Below are 18,570 nucleotides of genomic sequence, written 5' to 3' on the forward strand. Positions count from 1 at the left end.
CTCAGCCGAATAAAGATGGGCGCCGGTTGCTCCAGGGAGCGGCGCGTTCAAGCTCCGCAGCCAGCGCGAAAAGCAATGCGTCTTTTCCAAAGGCTGCACCCAGGTGCGAGCCGATTGGTAAGCCATTGGAACTCATGCCAAGTGGGACCGACATTGCCGGGCAGCCAGATGTGTTGAAAACGGCAGTGAAAGGCGAATGTGACCAGAACAGATCGTAGAATTCATCGATGTTCTTGCCCTGACCAGCAAGCTTTCCCAACAACGGTGCGGGTTCTGCGCTGGCAGGCGTCAGCATGATGTCATAGGTGGTGAAGAAGCGTGCGAGGGCGCGCGACGAGGCATGGAGCTGGTTGACGGCCCACAAATAGCGCGTGCCGGGCAACGCTAAGGCTTCTCTGACCCATTGCTGATTAACGGGTTCAAGCATAGCGATATTGGCCGAGGACACGTCGCCGCCGCTAACCCCTAAAGCCACATTGACGCCAACAATGATGCGCCACGCCGATTTGAGTGCATCTGCATCATAGCCTGCATCAACAACCTCTTCGACGCTGTGTCCGAGGTCTTCTAAAAGCCGCGCCGTGGAGCGCACGCTTTCAACCATTTCGGGTTCGATAGGACTGCCGTCCGGCGAAGCGACAATCATCGCAACTTTGAGGCGCGGCGGTGTCTTGTCGAGAGCCGCCAAATAGCTGCCTGGCGTCGCGGGGGAGGCCCAGGGGTCGCCGAGATCGCTGCCGCTTGTCACGTCGAGCATGGCGGCACTATCGCGGACAGACCAGGTGACGGCATGTGGTGTCGACATGCCACCAATGGCTTCAGCTGCGGCGGGTCCGACCGGATTGACCAGTCGCGATGGCTTGAGACCAAAAAGCCCGCAATGGCTTGCAGGCAAGCGCGTGGAGCCTGCGCCGTCCGAACTGTTGGCAAGCGGCACCATGCCGCTTGAGACAGCTGCGGCCGAACCGCCGGATGAGCCGCCAGCGGTTCGGCTGATGTCCCACGGATTGCGGGTTGGACCGAAGGCATCGGATTCGGTTGTGAAGCTCAGCGCAAATTCAGGCGTATTGGATTTGCCGACAATCACCATACCCGCCGCCTTGTAGCGCGCGGTGATGGTGGAATCGCGTTTGCTGACGGCATGTCGCAGCAATTCCGATCCGCTAGACAGAAGCATACCTGACGCTTCGAACCCCGTGTTCTTCAACAACATCGGAACACCTGAAAGCGGGCCTTGCGCCAAGCCGTCGGCGACCTGCTTTCGCGCGAGATCATAATGTGGATGCACGACGGCATTGAGTTGCGGGTTGAGCCGCTCGATCCGTTGGATAGTGGTTTCGAGGACTTCGCTTGCGCTGATCTCGTTGCCGGAGATCAGAGCGGAGATTGCGAGCCCATCGAGTTTCGCCAGATCATTCATCGTCTCAACTCATCTGCGCTTTGAATAGATCGAGATCCCACATGTCTTTGGTACCCGCCAGGAGGCCATCGTGGAACTCGAATATATGCAGGCCGTCAAGCGCGATCTGGCGAGGTTGAACGTTGTCGCCACGCGGTGTGAATGTGCCAGTCATGTGATAGGGAACCGCAACTTGATTGCCAGAGCGGATATAACCGCGCCGTTCCCATGCAACATCGGGCAACATACGCCAGAAGCCGGTTAGGCCCTCGGCGAGGGCAAAATGTCCCTGGCGGCGTTTTGCCATGGCGACTTCCTCATGCCAGCCATCGGCGTGATAAAGCGAAGCCGCTCCTTCGGCATCGCGCGAAGTGTAAGCGCTATAAAAGCGGTCGATAAGCGTGGACTGATCCATCGCAATCTCCAACATGTCGCGAAAGAAAAAACCCCGCCCGATTGGCACCAGGCGGGGTGGCCAGAGCTTACTCGATCCCGGCGATCTTCTTCACCTGGGCGACATAGCCGTCACGTTTGACTTCATTGTATAGTCGAGCGCGCAAGGCGGGAGCCGGGGTGGCGTTGACGTTTTCAAACAGTGCAACGCGGCCAGCCAGAGAGCCGGAGGTCATGTCCCAGATGAAATTCATCAGCTGTTCTTTCACCATGGCCGATACGCCGTGTCCGGGCAGCAGTTCATGCAGGAAGTGGCCAACTTCCGGATTGTCGAAGGCTTTCTTGCCAAAGCGCATCACCAGTCCCTGACCGCATAATTCCTGAAGGATATGAATGATCTTCGGATAGTTTTCGATCGAATAAAGGCGACCGGCGGTCAGCATGCCGACATCAGGCCGCATGACGTCGCCTTCGGTCGGGACTGCCAATGCTTCGGCCGCAGTGACGAAGGCACGGAGCGTCTGTGCATATTCGACCAGCTGACCCAGCATCATTTGCACGGCTGGAATTTTACCAGTGCCGAGATAATCGAGAACCATCTGACCCGCACCGACGAAGAGTTCCGCTTTCACGGCGAGACGGGTGAGAACGTGCCAATGCGCGAAAACGCAGACCGGACCGTAATAGCTCATGGCCGTCGGATCGCCGAGGTTGAAGAGCCGTTCCTTTGGCACGAAAACATTATCGAACACGATGAACTGGTCAGCTTCTTCGCCAAGGCTCGACACTGGATGGTCGAACTTGCTCGACAATGGCTGCGAAACCATTTCACGCGAGATCATTTTGATGCCGGGCGTGTCGATCGGGACCGAACCCCAGATGCAGGCATCCGCAGGGGTTTCCTGAATGCCGCCGAGATTGGTGAAAAAGATATCGTTGGCCTGCGCGGCAATCGAACCTACCGTCTTTGCACCATATATATAGACGCCGTCTTTGGTAACCTTGCGCGCTTTCAGCAGTGAGGCTTCCGAGGCCTTGGGCGATGAACGGTCTGCCTGCGGGCCAGCAAGGCTTTCCGAAGCGGTCAGGTTATTATTCTGACCATATTCCATGTATCGTTCGATGTTTTCGGCGAAGTCCGGATCAATGCCGTCGATAAGCGACTTCTTTTTCTTGAATGTCGGCAGATAGGCATAGAGACCCACCACGATGGAGGGCGCGAGGTCTGGCGGACGTCCGAAGGTGCCAGCGGTTTTAAGCGAGGTATATTCGATCATGCGGCGGCGGGCGGCCAGGTCTTCTTTCGTGCGTGGGATCTGCCACGAACGGCTAAGAACCGCACCTGCCTTTTCATCGTAATAGGTGGTGGCATCGGCATGTTCGTCGGTGAACTGATCGTCGAACATCGAAGCCAGAAGGTCGATGCCCTTGGCCAGCGCCGGTTCATCATAGACGGAGTTGAGTTTTGAGCCGCCAACCCAGATCTGGCGATTGTCCTTGAGGGACTCCTTATATTGCGCGCCGGTCTTCAACCGGTGCGGCGTGCTGGAAGGTTTTGTAGCTGTTCCCTGTGTCATTGGGCCTCCTATTTGCAATTGGAATCGCCGGTGTTCCCCGGTTTTATGAAGCGTTTCCGATTATATAAGTCAGGCGCTTTCGGCCCTTTCTTCACGCATTTGCCGGATTACGTCCGAAGCAACGCGCATGGCGTCGAGCGCGGCAGGCACACCGCAGTAAATCGCGGCCTGAAGAATGACCTCGACGATTTCGTTCTCGGTCACGCCATTGTTCAATGCACCGCGAACGTGAATCTTGATTTCATGCGGACGGTTCAAAGCCGTCAGCATGGCGAGGTTGAGAAAACTGCGTGTCTTTCGCTCGAGACCAGGACGGGTCCAAATTTCACCCCAGCACCATTCGGTCACGAGCTTTTGAAGCGGTGCGGTCAAATCGTCGGCATTGGCCAGCGAAGGCGCGACATAAGCCTCGCCAAGCACTTCGCGCCGAACCTTCAACCCCTTCTCGAATTGTTCACCTTTGAATTCAGGACGAGTCATACATGTCTCCGTTAAGGTGGCAGTGCGCCAGCTGGTCCCCATAGTTGTCTTGTTTATTGAGCCAAGGTTAGACATGTCGGACTTGACCTGTCAATAGATTGTATGACAAGATTACGGTCATACTGTAGGCTGGGATAAAATTGTTTGACGCGCCGACGTTGAATAAGCTTTGGGGCGGGAGGATCATGGCAGAACCGATAGCCGAAACTGACGGGAAAATAGCGCCCTTCGAGCTTTATGCTTTGCGTTACGCCACACATGGCGGACGGACTGTGAATGACAATTTTCTTCATGTTTCCGACCCACATGAGTCGGGCGCTGATCTCGATTATTTCGTCTGGCTTGCCCGGCGCAGCGACGAGGTCTTCGTGATAGATACTGGCTTTGGGCAGGATGCAGCCGATGCGCGTGGCCGGACCCTGCTACGCAAACCAGTCGATGCCCTTGCGCTTCTTGGCGTCGATGCAAACCATGTGTCGCAGGTTGTGCTGACGCATCTCCATTATGATCACGCAGGAACGCTTGGCGATTTCCCGGCTGCGCATTTTCATTTGCAAGTTGATGAAGCGGGACATGCCACAGGCCCCTGCATGTGCGACACGAAAGCGCGCGCTCCTTTCGATGTAGAAAACATTGTGGCCTATGTTCGTAGCCTCTATGCGGGCAGGATAGCGTTTCACCGGGGCGACCATGAGCTCTCGCCTGGTTTCTGGCTTCATGCCGTGCCTGGCCACAGTGCGGGATTGCAAGTGGTTCGCGTCTATACCGCCCGGGGCTGGGTGGTTCTTGCTTCTGATGCTACCCATTTTTACGCCAATATGGAGCGCCGCAATCCATTTCCTGTGCTCTATGACGAGGCATCTCTCATCCGCGGCTATGCCCGGCTGAACGAACTTGCGCCGAGCCTTGATCATATTGTTCCCGGCCATGACCCCGCAGTAATGCGTGCCTATTCATCACCTTCGGCGGAATTGGAAGGCATTGTTGTCCGCCTTGATGTTGCACCGCGTTTGACTTGGGCGGAGCTGGCGCGATGACGTTTGCAACACGACGTCGTGTTCTAATCACCGGTTCGGCTCTCGGCTTAGGTCTGGAACTGGCCCGTAGCTTTGCGAAGGCTGGTGATCACATTTTCCTCACCGATATTCAGCCCGAAGTAAGCGATGCCGCAAGCGCATTGAGCCGGGAAACAGGACAGACAGTTGGCTCGTTGGTGGTGGATCTTTCTAAGGTCGGGGCAGTCGATCATCTTGCAGCAACTGCCCGTGACCAGTTGGGCGGTATTGATATTCTGATCAACAATGCGGTTCTTCGCAAGATGTCGCCAGTCGAGGCGCTGGCTGACTCCGATTGGGACAAGGCACTCGAGGTTAATCTCTCGACACCCTTCCGGCTAATTCGTAACTGCCTGCCCGGTATGCAGGCGCAGGGGTGGGGTCGGATCATCAATATGGCCTCAGTTTACAGTCTCATCGCACTCGCGGGTCGCGCGGATTATGTCACCACCAAACATGCGATGATCGGCCTGACGCGGACAGTGGCGCTTGAACTGGCTTCCACATCGATCACCTGCAACGCGATCTGCCCCGGACTTATGGCAACCGATTCCGCACTTAACCGCATCAAAGTGCTGGCTTCGGAAAAAGGCATCACCACCGATGAAGCGACGCGACTTTTTCTTTCAACCCGTCAACCGGGTGGAAAATTTATTCCGATGGAGACGGTGACTGCTTTGGCGCTGTTCCTTTGTGGCGCTGCCAGCGAAGGAGTTAACGGTGCGGCAATACCGGTAGATAATGGCTGGTCGTTTGCATAAGTGCTGACCGCAATAAAAGGAGAGTGGAATGAGCGAAGTCGGTTTTGTCGGCCTTGGCAATATGGGACGCCCGATGGCGGAGCGTATCATCAGCGCAGGTTACAGCCTTGCCGTGAATGACCGCGCCGAAGCGGCCGTAGCCGCTTTGATTGCCGTAGGAGCGCAAGCAGCTGACACGATCGGCGAATTAACCGCACGCACAGAGACGATTTTCCTCTCTTTGCCGACGCCTGAAGTAGTGATTGCCGTTGGTCGCAGCATTGCTGCCAATCCCGGTGTCGTTAAGCGCGTTGTAGATCTGTCGACCACCGGACCGAAGGCGGAAATGGATCTGGAAGAAATATTGTCGGCCGCGCAAATCGCTCTGATCGATAGCCCAGTTTCTGGCGGCGTCGCAGGCGCCAAGAAAGGAACGCTTGCGCTGATGGCCGCAGGTCCTTCGCCGCATTTTTCTGTCGTCGAGCCGATGCTGCTCGCGCTTGGTAAGGTGATCCGCGTCGCCGAGGAACCAGGCAAGGCGCAGGTGATGAAGCTGATCAACAATATCTGCTCTGCTGCCGCACTTGCGATTACCTCCGAAGCCATGGTGATGGGCGCCAAGGCCGGTCTTGATGCCGATGTGATGATTGAAGTCCTCAATGCCGGTTCGGGCCGCACTTCCGCCAGCGCAGATAAACTCCCCCGCTTCGTGCTGCCAGGCGGGTTTGATTTTGGCTTTGCAATCGGGTTGTCGCTTAAGGATATTCGTTTGTGCCTTGAAGAAGCTGAACGGCTCGGTGTGCCTATGATGGTCGGCAACGCGGTGCGTATGCTCTTCTCGATCACCAAGGCCGAGCTTGGAGCGGATGCCGACATGACCGCAATTATTCGCCCGCTTGAAAAATGGGCGGGCGCCGAGGTGCGCGGCAAAGCTGCTGGCAGGTGACATGAAGGGTTTAAGCCTCACTCTGGCGGAGTTTGTCCATGCGACGCATGCTTTGCCTGAAGCAGTGCTCGTTGCAGGACGACGCTCCTTGCTCAATATAGTCGGCACCGCCATAGGCGGTTCGAATGAAGCTGCGATAAAAAAGCTGGTGGCATTGCTGCCAGCTTTCTCAGGTCCCGCAAAAGCAAGCATCATTGGGCGCTCCGAACGCGCCGATGTACTCTGGGCTGCCTATATCAATGCTGCGTCCTCCAATATTTTTGATTTTGACGATACCCATGTGCCGACGGTCATTCATCCCTCGGCACCGGTTGCGCCGGCTGTCTTGGCGCTGGCAGAAGCGATGGCTGGGGAGGGGCGTCCAGTATCGGGCACCGCGTTGATAGAAGCCTTCGTGCTTGGCACGGAAGTCACATGCCGGTTGGGCAATGCGCTGTACCCGGTTCATTACGCACGCGGCTGGCACATCACCTCCACCACAGGGACCTTTGGCGCAGCATTGGCGGCGGGTCGACTGTTGGGGCTTTCTGCGTCGCAACTCGTCGATGCTTTGGGTCATGCTCTGGCGCAGGCTTCCGGTTCCGTCGAGACCTTGGGTACGATGTCCAAAAGCCTTTCAGTGGGGCAGGCGGCACGATCAGGCCTCATGTCCGCTTTGCTGGCATCTGATGGCTATACGGGCCCGGCTGAGCCACTAGAGGGAGCGCGTGGCTTTCTGGCCCTGCATTCTGATGCCCCCGATTATGAAGCACTGATCGGCGGACTTGGTGGCGATTGGGAAATCTTGAAGAATACGTTCAAGCCCTATCCGTGCGGTGTTGTCCTCAATCCGGTGATTGAAGCCTGCCTTAAATTGCACGGTGAAGGTGGCCTGCGGGCTGATACGATTGCTGCTGTGATCCTGACTGGAAATCCGCTGTTGCGCCAGCGTACGGATAGGCCCCACGTTACCACTGGCAGGCTGGCGCAGGTCAGCGCCCAACATGCTGTTGCCGTCAGCTTGTTGTGGGGAAAAGCAGATCTGTGGGCGTTCTCCGATGCTGCCGTAGCCGATCCTGAACTGAAGGCGCTGGGCAAAAAGCTGGCTTTTGTCGATGATCCGTCGTTCTCCTTTGAGGCGGTGGAGGTTAGCGTTCTCTTGCAAGATGGGCGCAAATTGGTGTGCAAGATCGACGGCGCCAAAGGTGGACTTGCTCATCCGATGAGCAACGCCGAACTGGTGCAGAAATTCAGAACGCAGATTGACTGGCGCGGGATCGAAATCGACGCGGGGGCATTGATCGCTACTCTTGAAGGGATAGAGGACGCAATCGACGCAACATCATTTCTCAATTTGGCGCGAGCCAACTAGCGCATCAAAATAAATTATAATTAAGGGAGACCGAAATGAATGCAGGAAAAATTGTTGATCCGATTTTTACGCTGACCACTGGTCCAGTCGATGCCTATCCGGCTGTGCTGCGAGCCTTGTCGCGTCCTGTTCTCTATGATTATGACCCGGCGTTTCTTGCATTCTACGAGGCTGTGAATGCAAAGGTGCAGCGCGTATTTCATACCAAAACACCGCCGGTTATTCTGCATGGAGAGCCTGTTTTGGGGCTGGAAGCGGCAGCCGCCTCATTGATTGCAAGAAATGATGTTGTACTCAATCTCGTTTCGGGCGTTTATGGAAAAGGCTTCGGCGCCTGGGCTGCGCGTTATGCAAAGGAAGTGGTCGATCTCGAAGTGCCTTATAATGAGGTGCTGAGCGCTGAATTGGTGGCTGATTTCCTCAAAAAGCGCCCTGATGTGGCGATTGTGGCGATCTGCCACCACGATACGCCATCTGGTACAGTCAATCCCGTTGCGGAAATCGGAGCCGTTGTTCAGGCCGCTGGTAAATTGTTCATTGTTGATTCCGTGTCGGCCTTCGGCGGCATGGACGTGTTGCCTGAAACTGCGCATGCAGATGTGTTCGTGACTGGCCCTAACAAATGTCTTGGCTGCCCGCCAGGATTGACTCTCCTACATGTCAGCGACGCTGCCTGGGAGAAAATCGCCGCCAATCCCAATGCGCCGACGGCTTCCATCCTGTCGATCATTGATTGGAAACGTGCTCATGAAGCACATATGCCATTTCCGTTCACGCCATCTGTTTCCGAAATCAACGCGCTGGATGCGGCGCTTGACCTTTATCTGGAAGAGGGCGAACGGGCGGTATGGGCGCGTCACGCATGGACCGCAAAAGCATGCCGGGCAGGCATTCAAGCCGCCGGTCTGAAACTATGGGCCGCACGGGAAGAAATTGCGTCGCCGACCTGTACGGCTGTGGCCATCCCGGAAGGAGTGGATGAAGCCAAACTGCGGTCGGCGATCCGAGAGCGTTACGGTGTCGTCTTTTCTTCCGGGCGTGGTGAAACGCTCGGCAAGCTAATCCGTATCGGACATATGGGGCCAACGGCACGGCCGACCTATTCGCTGGTTTCGGTTGCAGCAATTGCAGGCGGTCTCAAAGCCGCAGGGGCTCCCAATATCGACATTGGCGCAGGCGTATCTGCGGCAATGTCGGTGATTGAAGAGGCATCCGCGTAACGTTGTGCACCTAAAATGGGCAGAGCGCATAGTGGCATGCTTTCAAAAAGTGCAGTTATCGTATAGTAATACGGTAATATGCCCGCTTTTCGCTTATGGGGGCACAAACTTATGGCGATATTAATGAACGGAAAAACCCCACCTATTGATTTCAAAGTGATAAAGGCTGCCGCGCCTGTTCGTCATAGCGTTACGGAAAGTATCCGTAATTCTATTGCGATTGGATATTTCACCGCCGGGCAGCGTATCACGGAACGTGATTTGTGCGAAATGACCGGCGTGAGCCGCACAGCTGTGCGCGAAGCGCTACGCCAGCTCGAAAGTGAAGGCCTAGTGGAAGTGGTGCCGCATCGCGGTCCCATCGTTGCAAGGCTGAAGCCCGAACAGGCCGAGGGTATCTATCAGGTTCGTGTCGAACTTGAAGGTCTCGCCTGTGAGCTGTTCGCCCAAAATGCGACAGATGATGACATCGCTGCCCTAAAGGCAGCATTCGAAATACTGAAGAATAGCGACAAGATCACTGATCCTCTGGAGCGGCTGACGGCGAAAAACGCCTTCTATGAATGCCTGATCTATGGGGCGCACAATGAGGCGCTGGGGCATACGCTGTCTTCGCTAAACGCCCGTGTCATGGTTCTGCGCGCAACGTCGCTCGGCGCACCGGGCAGAACGCGCGAAAGCCTTACCGAGCTGGAAGAGGTCGTTGGGCATCTTGCAGCAAGGCGCGGCAAACAAGCCCGCAAAGCCGCGGCCTATCACGTCATGAATGCGGGAAAAGTCGCAATCGCCATTCTGCGTGAGCGATTGGCCGAGGAGGCCAGCGCTTCTTAAACCGAAAGTTTGACGCCGGGGTCATATTCCCGGCGTCGCTCCACCATCGACATTGATGACAGTGCCGTGCACATAGCTGGCGGCTGGGCTGCACAGGAAGCGCACAACGTCGGCAACTTCTTCTGCTTCTCCGTAGCGCTGGATTCCTTGGGCTTCGCGTAGCGCATCACGCGCCGCATCCACAGGGATATTACGTTCCTTTGCCAGCGTCTCAATTCGACGCAGCAGCCGGTCAGTCACGATATGTCCGGGGCAAAGTGTATTGATCCGCATCCCGGTGCCTTGGGCGCGCTTTGCAATCGCCTTTGTAAAGTTGATAAGTGCCGAATTGACCGAACCGCCAATTGCGAAATCGGGTTCTGGCGTATGTGCGCCAACGCCCGATATATTCACGATGCTGCCTTTGCTTTCGACTAGCGAAGGCCATGCGGCTCGACAAAAGCGCACAGTGGCATGAAACTTCAGCGCAAAGCCTTCGAGAAAGTCATCGTCTGTAAGCGACAGGAAGTCGGCGCGTTTCGTTGCGCCCGCGTTGTTGATAAGCGCATCGATCCGACCAGAGACGGCGAGAGTATCTGCAACGACTTTTTCTGCTGCACCAGGCTGCGAAAGATCGGCGGCAATGACGACGACTTCCGGCGCGCCACAGGCGCGAGCAGCCTCCGCTGTCTCTTCAAGAGCAGCCGCATCGCGGGCGCAAAGACTAAGTGCAAATCCGTCTTTTGCTAGTCCGATCGCGAAAGCTTTCCCCAACCCGCGGCTCGCCCCGGTAACAATTGCTGTGTGCATTTTCTCTCTCTTGTAATTGCTGGACTGCCGGCGTTTCTGAAATTGTCCTTTATACCCAAATGGATACAAGGATTTCTGCAAATTCACCGTTACTCGATTTTCAATATTGTATTACGGTATGATCATGCTATCGTATTCTCGCACTGTCAATCGGGGTGAGGTTCATGGGCAGCAGAGATCTTTCGGTGATCTGCGTTTGCGACCCGCTTCGTTCCAAATGGAGGGGTCAGATGCAGGGCTGTAACAGATTGGCAATTCGCCCAATCCAGGGCTTGTTCGAGCGACGCTATGGGGCGGCGCATCGGGTCGCATTGACGCCCGCCTCGCAGACCAGATGCACAGCTTTCGGTGTAACGCCTGCGCGACGCTCCATGGGTATTTCGGCGCGTGTTGACCAGTCATCACCCTTGTGCCCGCACCAGATGCGCTGCACGGCCATTTTGTCACCTACCGAATTCAACTGGAAGACATTGCCCGTCTTCACATCGACGCCAAAACTGAATGAGCGGCTTGCTCCAGGCTTAACTTCACCGAGATCAGCAGAGAACCAGTGCGCGAAAGCGGCCGAGCAAACCAGTGAAGTCTTACCACTGTTCTCGACGGTAATGTCGAGATTTGGTTCACTGATAGCAGAATTAGCTGAATTCAAACTAAGAAATGCCGTAGCAAGAAAGGTAAGGTGAATTCGCATTTGCAAACATTGCTCCCATTTGTACTGAAGAGTTCAACCGGGAGGTAAAAAATAGTCAACAAAAATCTACAATAGGGAACGATATAATGAAAAAAATGGGAATCAGTGCAGTAAGTAAAACTGTGCTTGCTCTTGCAGTAAGTGGTTGGATGGCCAATGCTGCATTGGCGGAAGATATCAAATCAATTGCTATTCTGGCCCCGGAAATGGGAACTGACATGGGCTGGAACCAGCAAGGCGTTGCAGCGGCAAAGGCCGCGGGCGAGGCTGCCGGTATCAAGGTCGTGGTTGCGGAAAACCTCGGCTATGGCGATGTGCGTCCAACGCTACGCGAACTCGCTGAAGATGGCGCTGGCTTGCTGATCGCGCATGCCTCTGGCTACAACACCGCCGCTCCGGAAATCGGCGAGGAAATGAAGATTCCTGTCGCGATTGTCGATAGCCCAGATAAGCTTTCCGCAGGCAAGGTTGCCGATTACACCGCCGCTGGCAGCGATGGTGCTTATCTCGCCGGTCGTCTCGCCGCCAAAGTCAGCCGTACGAAGATCGTCGGTATCGTCGTTTCGGGTGAGCCGCCATCGTGGAACAACATGTCGGTTGCTTTCGCGCAGGGTGTGAAGGCTGAAAACCCAGCGGTTGAAGTTCGTTATGCCGTCATCGGACCAGCTGCCTATGCCGATGCCGCAGGTGGCAAGCGCGTGACCGAAACCGTCATTGCTTCCGGCGCTGATGTTATCTTTGGACAGGGCAACGGTTCCAGCTTTGGCATGCTGCAAGCCGTCGAGACAACGCCGGCCACGGATGGTGGCAAGGCCTATTTCATCGACGTCATCGGCGACAAGAGTTCGATCGACAAGGGCTTTCTTCTGTCCTCCGTCATCTGGGATTTGCAGCCCGTTTATGCGGCCATGATCGAGGATCTCAAAGGCGGCAAATATGGGAGCCACAACTATAATATCAAACTGGATGACGGTAGCTTGCGTCTTTTGAAGACCAAAAACATTCCGGACAATGTGTGGAAGGAGATCGAAGATCTTCAGGCCAAGATTGTCTCCGGCGAGATCAAGGTTGAGCCGAAGTTCGATGCCGACAGCGTGCATGCGTTGGTCAAAACGGTCGCTTCCAAGTAACCAGCTTATTCAAGCATCGGCCCAGAAATCTGTAACAGCTTCTGAAACGTTCGATGCCTGGACCAAGCAGTGAGAGCGACAATGTGCGACCGATACAACGTACAGCGCTCGAATACCCGTCTCGTTGCTTCCGGGCATAATCGTGATCCGTCCGGTCGCGACGAGCCGGCTTCCATGAAGGACAGTTTGATGCAGGTGACAACACAAAAAGTAGTCCCTCTTTCATCACAGGCAAAAAGTTCTCCGGTCAGTTCTTCGGGCGTGCCCTTTGTCGCTTTGCGCGGCATAACCAAGCGCTTTCCCGGCGTCGTCGCCAATAATAACGTCAGTACAGATGTCTGGCCGGGGGAGGTCCATGTTCTGTTGGGCGAAAACGGCGCGGGAAAATCCACACTCGTTGGCATGTTGGCAGGTCTTCAACAGCCCGACGACGGCTGGATCGAGGTAGATGGTACGAAGGTAAACATTACATCGCCCCGCCATGCCTTGTCGCTGGGGATGGGCACTGTGTTCCAGCATTCGATGCTGGTACCGAGTTTGACGGTTGTCGACAATTTTACGCTGGGCGGGACCTGGTGGCGGAAACCGGATCGCAGCGGCGTTGCAAAGCGCATTAACGAAACGGCGAGCCGCGTGGGATTGCGGGTCGATCCCTTTGCGCTGGTTTCAAGCCTGTCGCTTGGAGAACGCCAGCAGGTAGAAATTCTGCGTGCCTTGATGCGCGGCAGCCGATGCCTGATCCTTGACGAAGCGACAGCCATGCTGACCCCCAACGAGGCGGTGTCGCTGGGGCAGCTAATGCGGCGGCTCGTTGCGGAAGGATTGGCCGTCATATTTATCACCCACAAGCTCAATGAAGCACTTGCCTATGGCGACCGCATCTCCGTGCTGCGCCTAGGTAAGAATGCAGGCGCTATCACGCCTGAAGAGTTGCAAACCCATACCGACGCGGAAAATACTGCTAATATCATTCGACTCATGTTTGGCAATGCTGTTACGGGCGAGGGTGAATCCGAGCCACGGATCAGTCGTGAGCTTGGTGGGACGGTCCTCAGCGTCGATAAGCTTAATTCCATCGCAGGACGCATCCCCCTTCGGAATGTTTCATTGACAATCCGCTCCCGCGAAGTGCTCGGAATTGCCGGGATTGACGGCAACGGTCAAAAGGAGCTTGCAGAGGCGCTTGCTGGACAATTGCCGTCGGTTGGGAGTGTTTGCTTACACGGGACCGAGATCGGTGCGCTTTCGGTGGGCGAGCGTCGCATGGCCGGATTGCGTTACGTGACGGATGATCGTCTCGGAGAGGGGACGGTGGGTGCATTCGCGGTTGCCACAAATTTTCTCCTAAAGGACATCGGCGCTGCGCCGTTTTGGCGCAAAGGGCTGGAAAAGCCGCAGCATATCCGCGCGCAAGCTGCGGAACATGTACGCAATTTCGATATCCGAACGCCGGATGTTGAGACGCCGGTCGGCACCTTGTCGGGCGGTAACATCCAGAAGGTATTGTTGGCGCGTGAACTGACAGGCACAGCCGAAGCGGTGATTTTTGCAAAGCCGACATATGGGCTCGACGTAAAAAACATTCGCGCGGTCCGCCGGCGTATTGGCGATGCCGCAGATGCTGGCAAGGCAGTGTTGCTTATTTCAACCGATCTGGACGAGCTTTTGGAGCTTGCCGACAGAATAGCCGTAATCGACCAGGGCAGACTGCTCGGCACGGTCCAAAATGGATTAGGCGCGCGCGATGCAATCGGCCGCATGATGAGTACCGGAGAAGAAGAATGAGCGATCAGCAAGCCGGCACGGCCAGAATAGCTGGACAGATGACGCGTCCGCCATTTTCCGCATGGGGCAGAATCCTTGCCGTAAGCGTTGGACCGCTGATCTCAGCCCTTGTCTTGGGTGGACTGATCCTGCTTGCTATGGGCGTCAATCCGCTAAGTTACTATGCCTATGTGGTCGAGCGGGGAATTATGTCGCCTTCCGGCCTTTCGGCAACACTGACACGTATGGGGCCGTTTCTCCTGATTGCGGCAAGCTTGATTGTGGCTTTCCGTGCTGGAATCTGGAACCTTGGCGGTGACGGACAGTTTCTGCTGGCTGCAGTGATTGTTGCGGCCACGACGCCGCTTTTGTACACGGCGGGGCTGCCAATCTGGCTTAACCTCGCTGTCGGTCTGGTGATTGGTTTGGCGGTTGGTGCGGTGTGGGGCCTGTTGCCTGCAATACTCAAGGCATGGCACGGCATCAATGAAATCATTACCACGCTGATGATGAGTTTCCTCGGCGTTTCGCTGGCCAATGTGCTGGTGAAACTCGCTTTTCTTGATCCCGCGACCACCACTCCGCAAACGCGCACACTTCCTGTGGATGCGCGCTTGCCGAAGTTGTTTGATACCACCATTTCGTCTGGCCTGATCATCGGTCTCGTCGTTATCATAGCTATGCATCTGATGATGACGAAAACGTCGTTTGGAATGAAATTGCGACTGGTCGGGGCCAATCCACGTGCCGCTGTTCACGCGGGACTTTCGGTCCCCAAACTGACCATAGCCGTCTTCGCCATTTCGGCAGGCCTTGCGGGGCTGTCGGGCGCGGTCGACATTCTGGGTACGCAAGGCAATGTCCGCGCGGACTGGAATCCGGCCTATAGCCTGACGGTGGTACCGCTGGTTTTCCTTGCGCGGCTCAACGGCTTTGGTTCCATCGCTTATGTCTTCCTGTTTTCCGCGCTCACGATCGGTGGGGAAAGTGCAGCACGCCGGCTCGGTGTGCCGAGTTTTTTCTCGCTAGTTATCGTGGCGTTGTTGCTGATCACTTTGGCGTTGGCGGAATATTTTGACAAGAACCGCCGTTACCGAGCCAAGATCTGAGAAGGAGAAGAACATGGCACTTTTTACGGAAAGTTTCATCATCACGCTGTTTCTCGGTGCAATCGCTGCGGGCACGCCGCTTTTGCTTGCAGGACTGGGAGAGCAATTGTCGGAAAAGGCAGGCGTACTCAATATCGGGCTGGAAGGCATGATTCTGGCCGGTGCCTATGCCGGTTTTCTTGCGGCGTGGACCACCGGCAGCATGGGGCTCGGCTTTGTAGGCGGTATCGCTGCGGGCGCGTTCGTCGCGTCGTTCATGGTGCTGTTTTGTGTGCGGCTAGGCCTCAATCAGATCGTCATCGGTATTGCTCTGACATTGGCAGTTCAAGGCATGACCGCGCTCCTGCATTTCGTACAGTTTTCGCAAACGTATCCACGCCTGGACGGGGCGCCGAAATGGTCTATCTGGCCTTTGGTCGAAATTCCGGTTCTTGGACCGATCCTGTTTAATCACAATCCGATCGTTTATGTAGCTGTCGTCCTTGTCGCGGTTTTCGCCTGGATTTATCGTATGACGCATCTCGGCACTGCCTTGCAGGCGGCAGGCGATAAACCGGCTGCGCTCGATGCGACCGGTGTGGATGTTGTCCGAACGCGAAGCGTTGCTGTGCTGATGACGGGCGCACTGGCCGGTCTCGGTGGTGCTTTCATGTCTGTTGCAGTTGCTGGCGTATTCATTCCGTTCATGAGCCATGGCAATGGTTTCATCGCCATCGTACTAGCAATGCTGGCGCGGGGTAGACCGTCATGGGTATTGGGCGGCGCACTATTGTTCGGTGCCAGCCTATCGCTGGCAACAGCCTTACAGGTCGCCGGTGTCAACGTGCCAACAGACGTCATTCAGATGTTACCATTTGCCATGGTGATGCTGGTGCTGTTGATCGCTGGTCGCAAAGCAAGCCTTCCACAAGCACTGGGCGAAAGCTTCGTGCGCGGAGCACGTTAGTCGCTGGGTACGCAAGGCCTGTTATGTTGTGGTTTATAAGAACGAGGATCGGTGCACTAAACCGTAGGTATCGGATGCTGGTGGTACGGAATTGCTTTGGATTGAGACTGATCCCCCGGTCTCAATCCGGGGCAACATCTCCATATCTTGGCAGAGGCTGTAGTGATGGGGGGTGATGGCAATGGAGATGCGCACCGCAAATAGCGCAGCTCGGTGTTTTCGTCCGTTCGATGCTCACGCGGCGATGTGTACATTAACTGACGGCTCGAAGCCGGGGGGTAAAGTCATCGCCCTGGCGGTTCAAGTTAATCGAGTTTCCAATGGCCATTTTGGCAGAAATCGCTGACGAGTTGCTTGAGTTGGTTTTGTACAGCCAAAACCGCGTTGCTTGTCCGGCTACGTTGCGCCGTGAACATAGCAAATTTTCTATAAAGTGCAGGCTTTGAGATTAGTGCGCTCGAATAGTTGTGAGGTGTACTTTCCGGTTCTGTCAGGCTCCAGCCCATGACCGTCATGCCCAAGCCAGCACGCACTGCGGCTTTGATGCTACCTGCACCTTCTATTTCAAGTGAGACATTCAGACTGAAGCCGGCTTTTTCGGCTTCACGCTCCATCAAAATACGTATGGCGTGCTTCCTCGACGGTAAAATCAGCGGCAAATCTGCGAGGTTCTGAAGCTCAATCTGCGGGCTTTTTCCTTTGAAATAGCCAGCTGCCCCAAGGACATATAGGCCCTCCCTGAAGGCCAATGGCGCATCCTTTCCTGCGACGTCTGAAAGGTTCACAACAATGTCGTAGCTGCCGGCTTCAAGCCCGCTTTTCAGCGTCTGGCTGTCACCTTCGCGTAAAATAAGACGCAAGCGCGGATATTTTTCTCGGCAGACCTTGATGAGAGGAGGTGCCAAAATAGGGGCAATCGAACTCACGACCCCCAAAATTACGTCGCCAGAGGGGACAGAAGCTTTCTCGCGTGTCGCATTCTCTGCACGCTCTAGCGCGTGAAGGATGCTTTGACAGTGAACAAGTAGCGTATCACCAGCCTCAGTGAGCACCATTCCACGGGCAGTGCGCGTTAGCAGCTTCACATTCAGCTCGTCTTCAAGAAGGCGAATGTGGTGACTAAGAGCTGGTTGCGCAATCCCAAGTTCGGCGGAAGCTTTTGTGAGCGAGCCATGCTCTGCGATGCTTACAAAATAGCGCATCCGGATGACAGTCAGGATCATGCGAACTCCTATGCGATAGCAGTGACAGCGGTACGTCGCGCCCATCCACTGGATGCGGGATCTATTGAAACCTAGTAATATAAAAATACTTTATGAATCATATTAGCATTATATATTTGATTGATTTTAATGCGCAATATATTCCTTCAAGCAATAAACCCTAAAAGCAAAAAAGCAGATTTTTTGGAGGAACAATGGTCCATCTTCACAGATTGGTCGATCGCCCAGACGCTACCTTGGTGTCTGCGCTCAGTGCATATGCACCCGCTACGATCCATGAAGCACAAGGAAGGCGTGGTGCGTTGTCATCGCGGATCAAACCGGTTGATCCTGCCATGAAGCTTTGCGGACCGGCATTCACCGTTAGCTGTGCTCCTCGCGATAATATTATGCTGCAGGTGGCAATCTCTTATGCATCGCCAGGCGATATCATCGTAGTCTCCGCTGGCGAATACGAGGAGGCGGGCTCTTTCGGTGATGTGCTCGCGAATGCATGTTTGGCAGCGAAGATCGGTGGCCTTGTCACCGATACCGGTGTGCGCGATACCGGGCAATTGCGGAAGCTTGGCTTTCCGGTCTTCTCGCTCAGTGTTTCGATTAAAGGTACGGTCAAGGAAACCTTGGGGGCAATCAATCAGCCAATCATTATCGGAGGAGAAACGATTAACCCGGGTGATGTGGTTTCTGGTGATGCAGATGGCGTCGTGGTTGTCCGTAAGTCCGAGGTTGCAAACGTAGTGGAGCAATCCCGGCTACGTGAAGAAAACGAGGCTGAATATATTGCAGCTTACAAGGCTGGAAAATCGGTTATCGAAGTCAGCAATCTAGAAGACAAGCTCCGTGATAAGGGCTTTGTGATAGGTGCCTGATCGAGCCGTTTTAAACCGAGGAATAATAAATTCGACCTCGGAAATTTAACAAATGGG

Annotated in this window: 18 protein-coding genes; 11 read left to right on the top strand and 7 right to left on the bottom strand. The window is 55.3% G+C overall.

What is annotated here, in order from left to right; genetic code table 11:
- Position 1: 1 nt before the first annotated feature.
- The 4 genes from QSJ70_RS13455 to QSJ70_RS13470 form a co-directional block, all read right to left on the bottom strand.
- Entirely contained in the window at positions 2 to 1,420 is a 1,419-nt protein-coding gene (locus QSJ70_RS13455; RefSeq protein ID WP_285537057.1) for an amidase, read from the bottom strand.
- Between the two features lie 4 nt (positions 1,421 to 1,424).
- Complete coding sequence (locus QSJ70_RS13460) at positions 1,425 to 1,814, bottom strand: nuclear transport factor 2 family protein (RefSeq protein WP_215780311.1); 390 nt, start codon at positions 1,812 to 1,814, stop codon at positions 1,425 to 1,427.
- Between the two features lie 67 nt (positions 1,815 to 1,881).
- Positions 1,882 to 3,369, bottom strand: a complete 1,488-nt coding sequence (locus tag QSJ70_RS13465; protein ID WP_215780312.1) for a 4-hydroxyphenylacetate 3-hydroxylase N-terminal domain-containing protein — start codon at positions 3,367 to 3,369, stop codon at positions 1,882 to 1,884.
- A gap of 69 nt (positions 3,370 to 3,438) precedes the next feature.
- Positions 3,439 to 3,849 carry a carboxymuconolactone decarboxylase family protein gene (locus tag QSJ70_RS13470; RefSeq protein WP_215780314.1) on the bottom strand — a complete coding sequence of 137 codons (411 nt, stop codon included), beginning with the start codon at positions 3,847 to 3,849 and terminating at the stop codon, positions 3,439 to 3,441.
- 185 nt (positions 3,850 to 4,034) lie between these two features.
- On the opposite strand from QSJ70_RS13470, the gene QSJ70_RS13475 reads away from it, so the two are divergent.
- The 6 genes from QSJ70_RS13475 to QSJ70_RS13500 all read left to right on the top strand — a co-directional run bounded on the left by QSJ70_RS13475 (position 4,035) and on the right by QSJ70_RS13500 (position 9,992).
- The gene (locus QSJ70_RS13475; RefSeq protein ID WP_285537061.1) at positions 4,035 to 4,886 is read left to right on the top strand and encodes an N-acyl homoserine lactonase family protein; all 852 of its coding nucleotides are present in this window, start codon (positions 4,035 to 4,037) and stop codon (positions 4,884 to 4,886) included.
- Entirely contained in the window at positions 4,883 to 5,665 is a 783-nt protein-coding gene (locus tag QSJ70_RS13480) for an SDR family NAD(P)-dependent oxidoreductase (protein WP_285537063.1), read from the top strand. Before QSJ70_RS13475 ends, QSJ70_RS13480 begins: the two co-directional genes overlap by 4 nt.
- 28 nt (positions 5,666 to 5,693) lie before the next feature.
- Positions 5,694 to 6,590: an NAD(P)-dependent oxidoreductase gene (locus tag QSJ70_RS13485; protein WP_285537066.1), complete on the top strand. Its 897-nt coding sequence runs from the start codon at positions 5,694 to 5,696 to the stop codon at positions 6,588 to 6,590.
- Position 6,591: 1 nt separating this feature from the next.
- A complete protein-coding gene (locus tag QSJ70_RS13490) occupies positions 6,592 to 7,941 on the top strand; it encodes an MmgE/PrpD family protein (protein ID WP_285537068.1) in 1,350 nt (449 codons plus the stop codon).
- 35 nt (positions 7,942 to 7,976) lie between these two features.
- Entirely contained in the window at positions 7,977 to 9,161 is a 1,185-nt protein-coding gene (gene ppaT, locus QSJ70_RS13495) for a pyridoxamine--pyruvate transaminase (protein ID WP_285537069.1), read from the top strand.
- Positions 9,162 to 9,284: 123 nt separating this feature from the next.
- On the top strand, positions 9,285 to 9,992 hold the full coding sequence (locus tag QSJ70_RS13500; RefSeq protein WP_215780325.1) for a GntR family transcriptional regulator: 708 nt from the start codon (positions 9,285 to 9,287) through the stop codon (positions 9,990 to 9,992).
- 21 nt (positions 9,993 to 10,013) lie between these two features.
- Here the strand turns inward: QSJ70_RS13500 and QSJ70_RS13505 are convergent, their stop codons facing one another.
- Positions 10,014 to 10,781, bottom strand: a complete 768-nt coding sequence (locus tag QSJ70_RS13505; protein WP_285537071.1) for an SDR family oxidoreductase — start codon at positions 10,779 to 10,781, stop codon at positions 10,014 to 10,016.
- 286 nt (positions 10,782 to 11,067) lie between these two features.
- A complete protein-coding gene (locus QSJ70_RS13510; protein WP_215780329.1) occupies positions 11,068 to 11,472 on the bottom strand; it encodes a hypothetical protein in 405 nt (134 codons plus the stop codon).
- Positions 11,473 to 11,558: 86 nt separating this feature from the next.
- Between QSJ70_RS13510 and QSJ70_RS13515 the strand changes: the two genes are divergently transcribed.
- From QSJ70_RS13515 to QSJ70_RS13530, 4 genes are all read left to right on the top strand, one after another.
- Positions 11,559 to 12,602, top strand: coding sequence for a putative B6 ABC transporter substrate-binding protein (locus QSJ70_RS13515; RefSeq protein ID WP_285537073.1), 1,044 nt, complete (start codon positions 11,559 to 11,561; stop codon positions 12,600 to 12,602).
- Between the two features lie 81 nt (positions 12,603 to 12,683).
- Entirely contained in the window at positions 12,684 to 14,387 is a 1,704-nt protein-coding gene (locus QSJ70_RS13520) for a putative B6 ABC transporter ATP-binding protein (RefSeq protein WP_252349204.1), read from the top strand.
- Positions 14,384 to 15,475: a putative B6 ABC transporter permease subunit 2 gene (locus QSJ70_RS13525; protein WP_285537076.1), complete on the top strand. Its 1,092-nt coding sequence runs from the start codon at positions 14,384 to 14,386 to the stop codon at positions 15,473 to 15,475. Before QSJ70_RS13520 ends, QSJ70_RS13525 begins: the two co-directional genes overlap by 4 nt.
- A gap of 13 nt (positions 15,476 to 15,488) precedes the next feature.
- Positions 15,489 to 16,421, top strand: coding sequence for a putative B6 ABC transporter permease subunit 1 (locus QSJ70_RS13530; protein ID WP_285537079.1), 933 nt, complete (start codon positions 15,489 to 15,491; stop codon positions 16,419 to 16,421).
- Between the two features lie 305 nt (positions 16,422 to 16,726).
- On the opposite strand, the gene QSJ70_RS13535 is transcribed toward QSJ70_RS13530, so the two are convergent.
- Complete coding sequence (locus tag QSJ70_RS13535; protein WP_215780334.1) at positions 16,727 to 17,644, bottom strand: LysR family transcriptional regulator; 918 nt, start codon at positions 17,642 to 17,644, stop codon at positions 16,727 to 16,729.
- Positions 17,645 to 17,838: 194 nt separating this feature from the next.
- Here QSJ70_RS13535 and QSJ70_RS13540 point away from each other — a divergent pair, with 194 nt between their 5' ends.
- On the top strand, positions 17,839 to 18,513 hold the full coding sequence (locus QSJ70_RS13540; protein ID WP_285537082.1) for a 4-carboxy-4-hydroxy-2-oxoadipate aldolase/oxaloacetate decarboxylase: 675 nt from the start codon (positions 17,839 to 17,841) through the stop codon (positions 18,511 to 18,513).
- The last annotated feature ends 57 nt before the right edge of the window (positions 18,514 to 18,570 follow it).

This window comes from Brucella sp. NBRC 12950 (genome assembly GCF_030268145.1).
Classification (GTDB): domain Bacteria; phylum Pseudomonadota; class Alphaproteobacteria; order Rhizobiales; family Rhizobiaceae; genus Brucella.

Bases quoted from the DNA above. Each gene is read 5' to 3' on its own strand.
- QSJ70_RS13455 (WP_285537057.1), bottom strand. From the start codon at position 1,420: ATGAATGATCTGGCGAAACTCGATGGGCTCGCAATCTCCGCTCTGATC.
- QSJ70_RS13460 (WP_215780311.1), bottom strand. From the start codon at position 1,814: ATGGATCAGTCCACGCTTATCGACCGCTTTTATAGCGCTTACACTTCG.
- QSJ70_RS13465 (WP_215780312.1), bottom strand. From the start codon at position 3,369: ATGACACAGGGAACAGCTACAAAACCTTCCAGCACGCCGCACCGGTTG.
- QSJ70_RS13470 (WP_215780314.1), bottom strand. From the start codon at position 3,849: ATGACTCGTCCTGAATTCAAAGGTGAACAATTCGAGAAGGGGTTGAAG.
- QSJ70_RS13475 (WP_285537061.1), top strand. From the start codon at position 4,035: ATGGCAGAACCGATAGCCGAAACTGACGGGAAAATAGCGCCCTTCGAG.
- QSJ70_RS13480 (WP_285537063.1), top strand. From the start codon at position 4,883: ATGACGTTTGCAACACGACGTCGTGTTCTAATCACCGGTTCGGCTCTC.
- QSJ70_RS13485 (WP_285537066.1), top strand. From the start codon at position 5,694: ATGAGCGAAGTCGGTTTTGTCGGCCTTGGCAATATGGGACGCCCGATG.
- QSJ70_RS13490 (WP_285537068.1), top strand. From the start codon at position 6,592: ATGAAGGGTTTAAGCCTCACTCTGGCGGAGTTTGTCCATGCGACGCAT.
- ppaT (WP_285537069.1), top strand. From the start codon at position 7,977: ATGAATGCAGGAAAAATTGTTGATCCGATTTTTACGCTGACCACTGGT.
- QSJ70_RS13500 (WP_215780325.1), top strand. From the start codon at position 9,285: ATGAACGGAAAAACCCCACCTATTGATTTCAAAGTGATAAAGGCTGCC.
- QSJ70_RS13505 (WP_285537071.1), bottom strand. From the start codon at position 10,781: ATGCACACAGCAATTGTTACCGGGGCGAGCCGCGGGTTGGGGAAAGCT.
- QSJ70_RS13510 (WP_215780329.1), bottom strand. From the start codon at position 11,472: ATGCGAATTCACCTTACCTTTCTTGCTACGGCATTTCTTAGTTTGAAT.
- QSJ70_RS13515 (WP_285537073.1), top strand. From the start codon at position 11,559: ATGAAAAAAATGGGAATCAGTGCAGTAAGTAAAACTGTGCTTGCTCTT.
- QSJ70_RS13520 (WP_252349204.1), top strand. From the start codon at position 12,684: ATGTGCGACCGATACAACGTACAGCGCTCGAATACCCGTCTCGTTGCT.
- QSJ70_RS13525 (WP_285537076.1), top strand. From the start codon at position 14,384: ATGAGCGATCAGCAAGCCGGCACGGCCAGAATAGCTGGACAGATGACG.
- QSJ70_RS13530 (WP_285537079.1), top strand. From the start codon at position 15,489: ATGGCACTTTTTACGGAAAGTTTCATCATCACGCTGTTTCTCGGTGCA.
- QSJ70_RS13535 (WP_215780334.1), bottom strand. From the start codon at position 17,644: ATGATCCTGACTGTCATCCGGATGCGCTATTTTGTAAGCATCGCAGAG.
- QSJ70_RS13540 (WP_285537082.1), top strand. From the start codon at position 17,839: ATGGTCCATCTTCACAGATTGGTCGATCGCCCAGACGCTACCTTGGTG.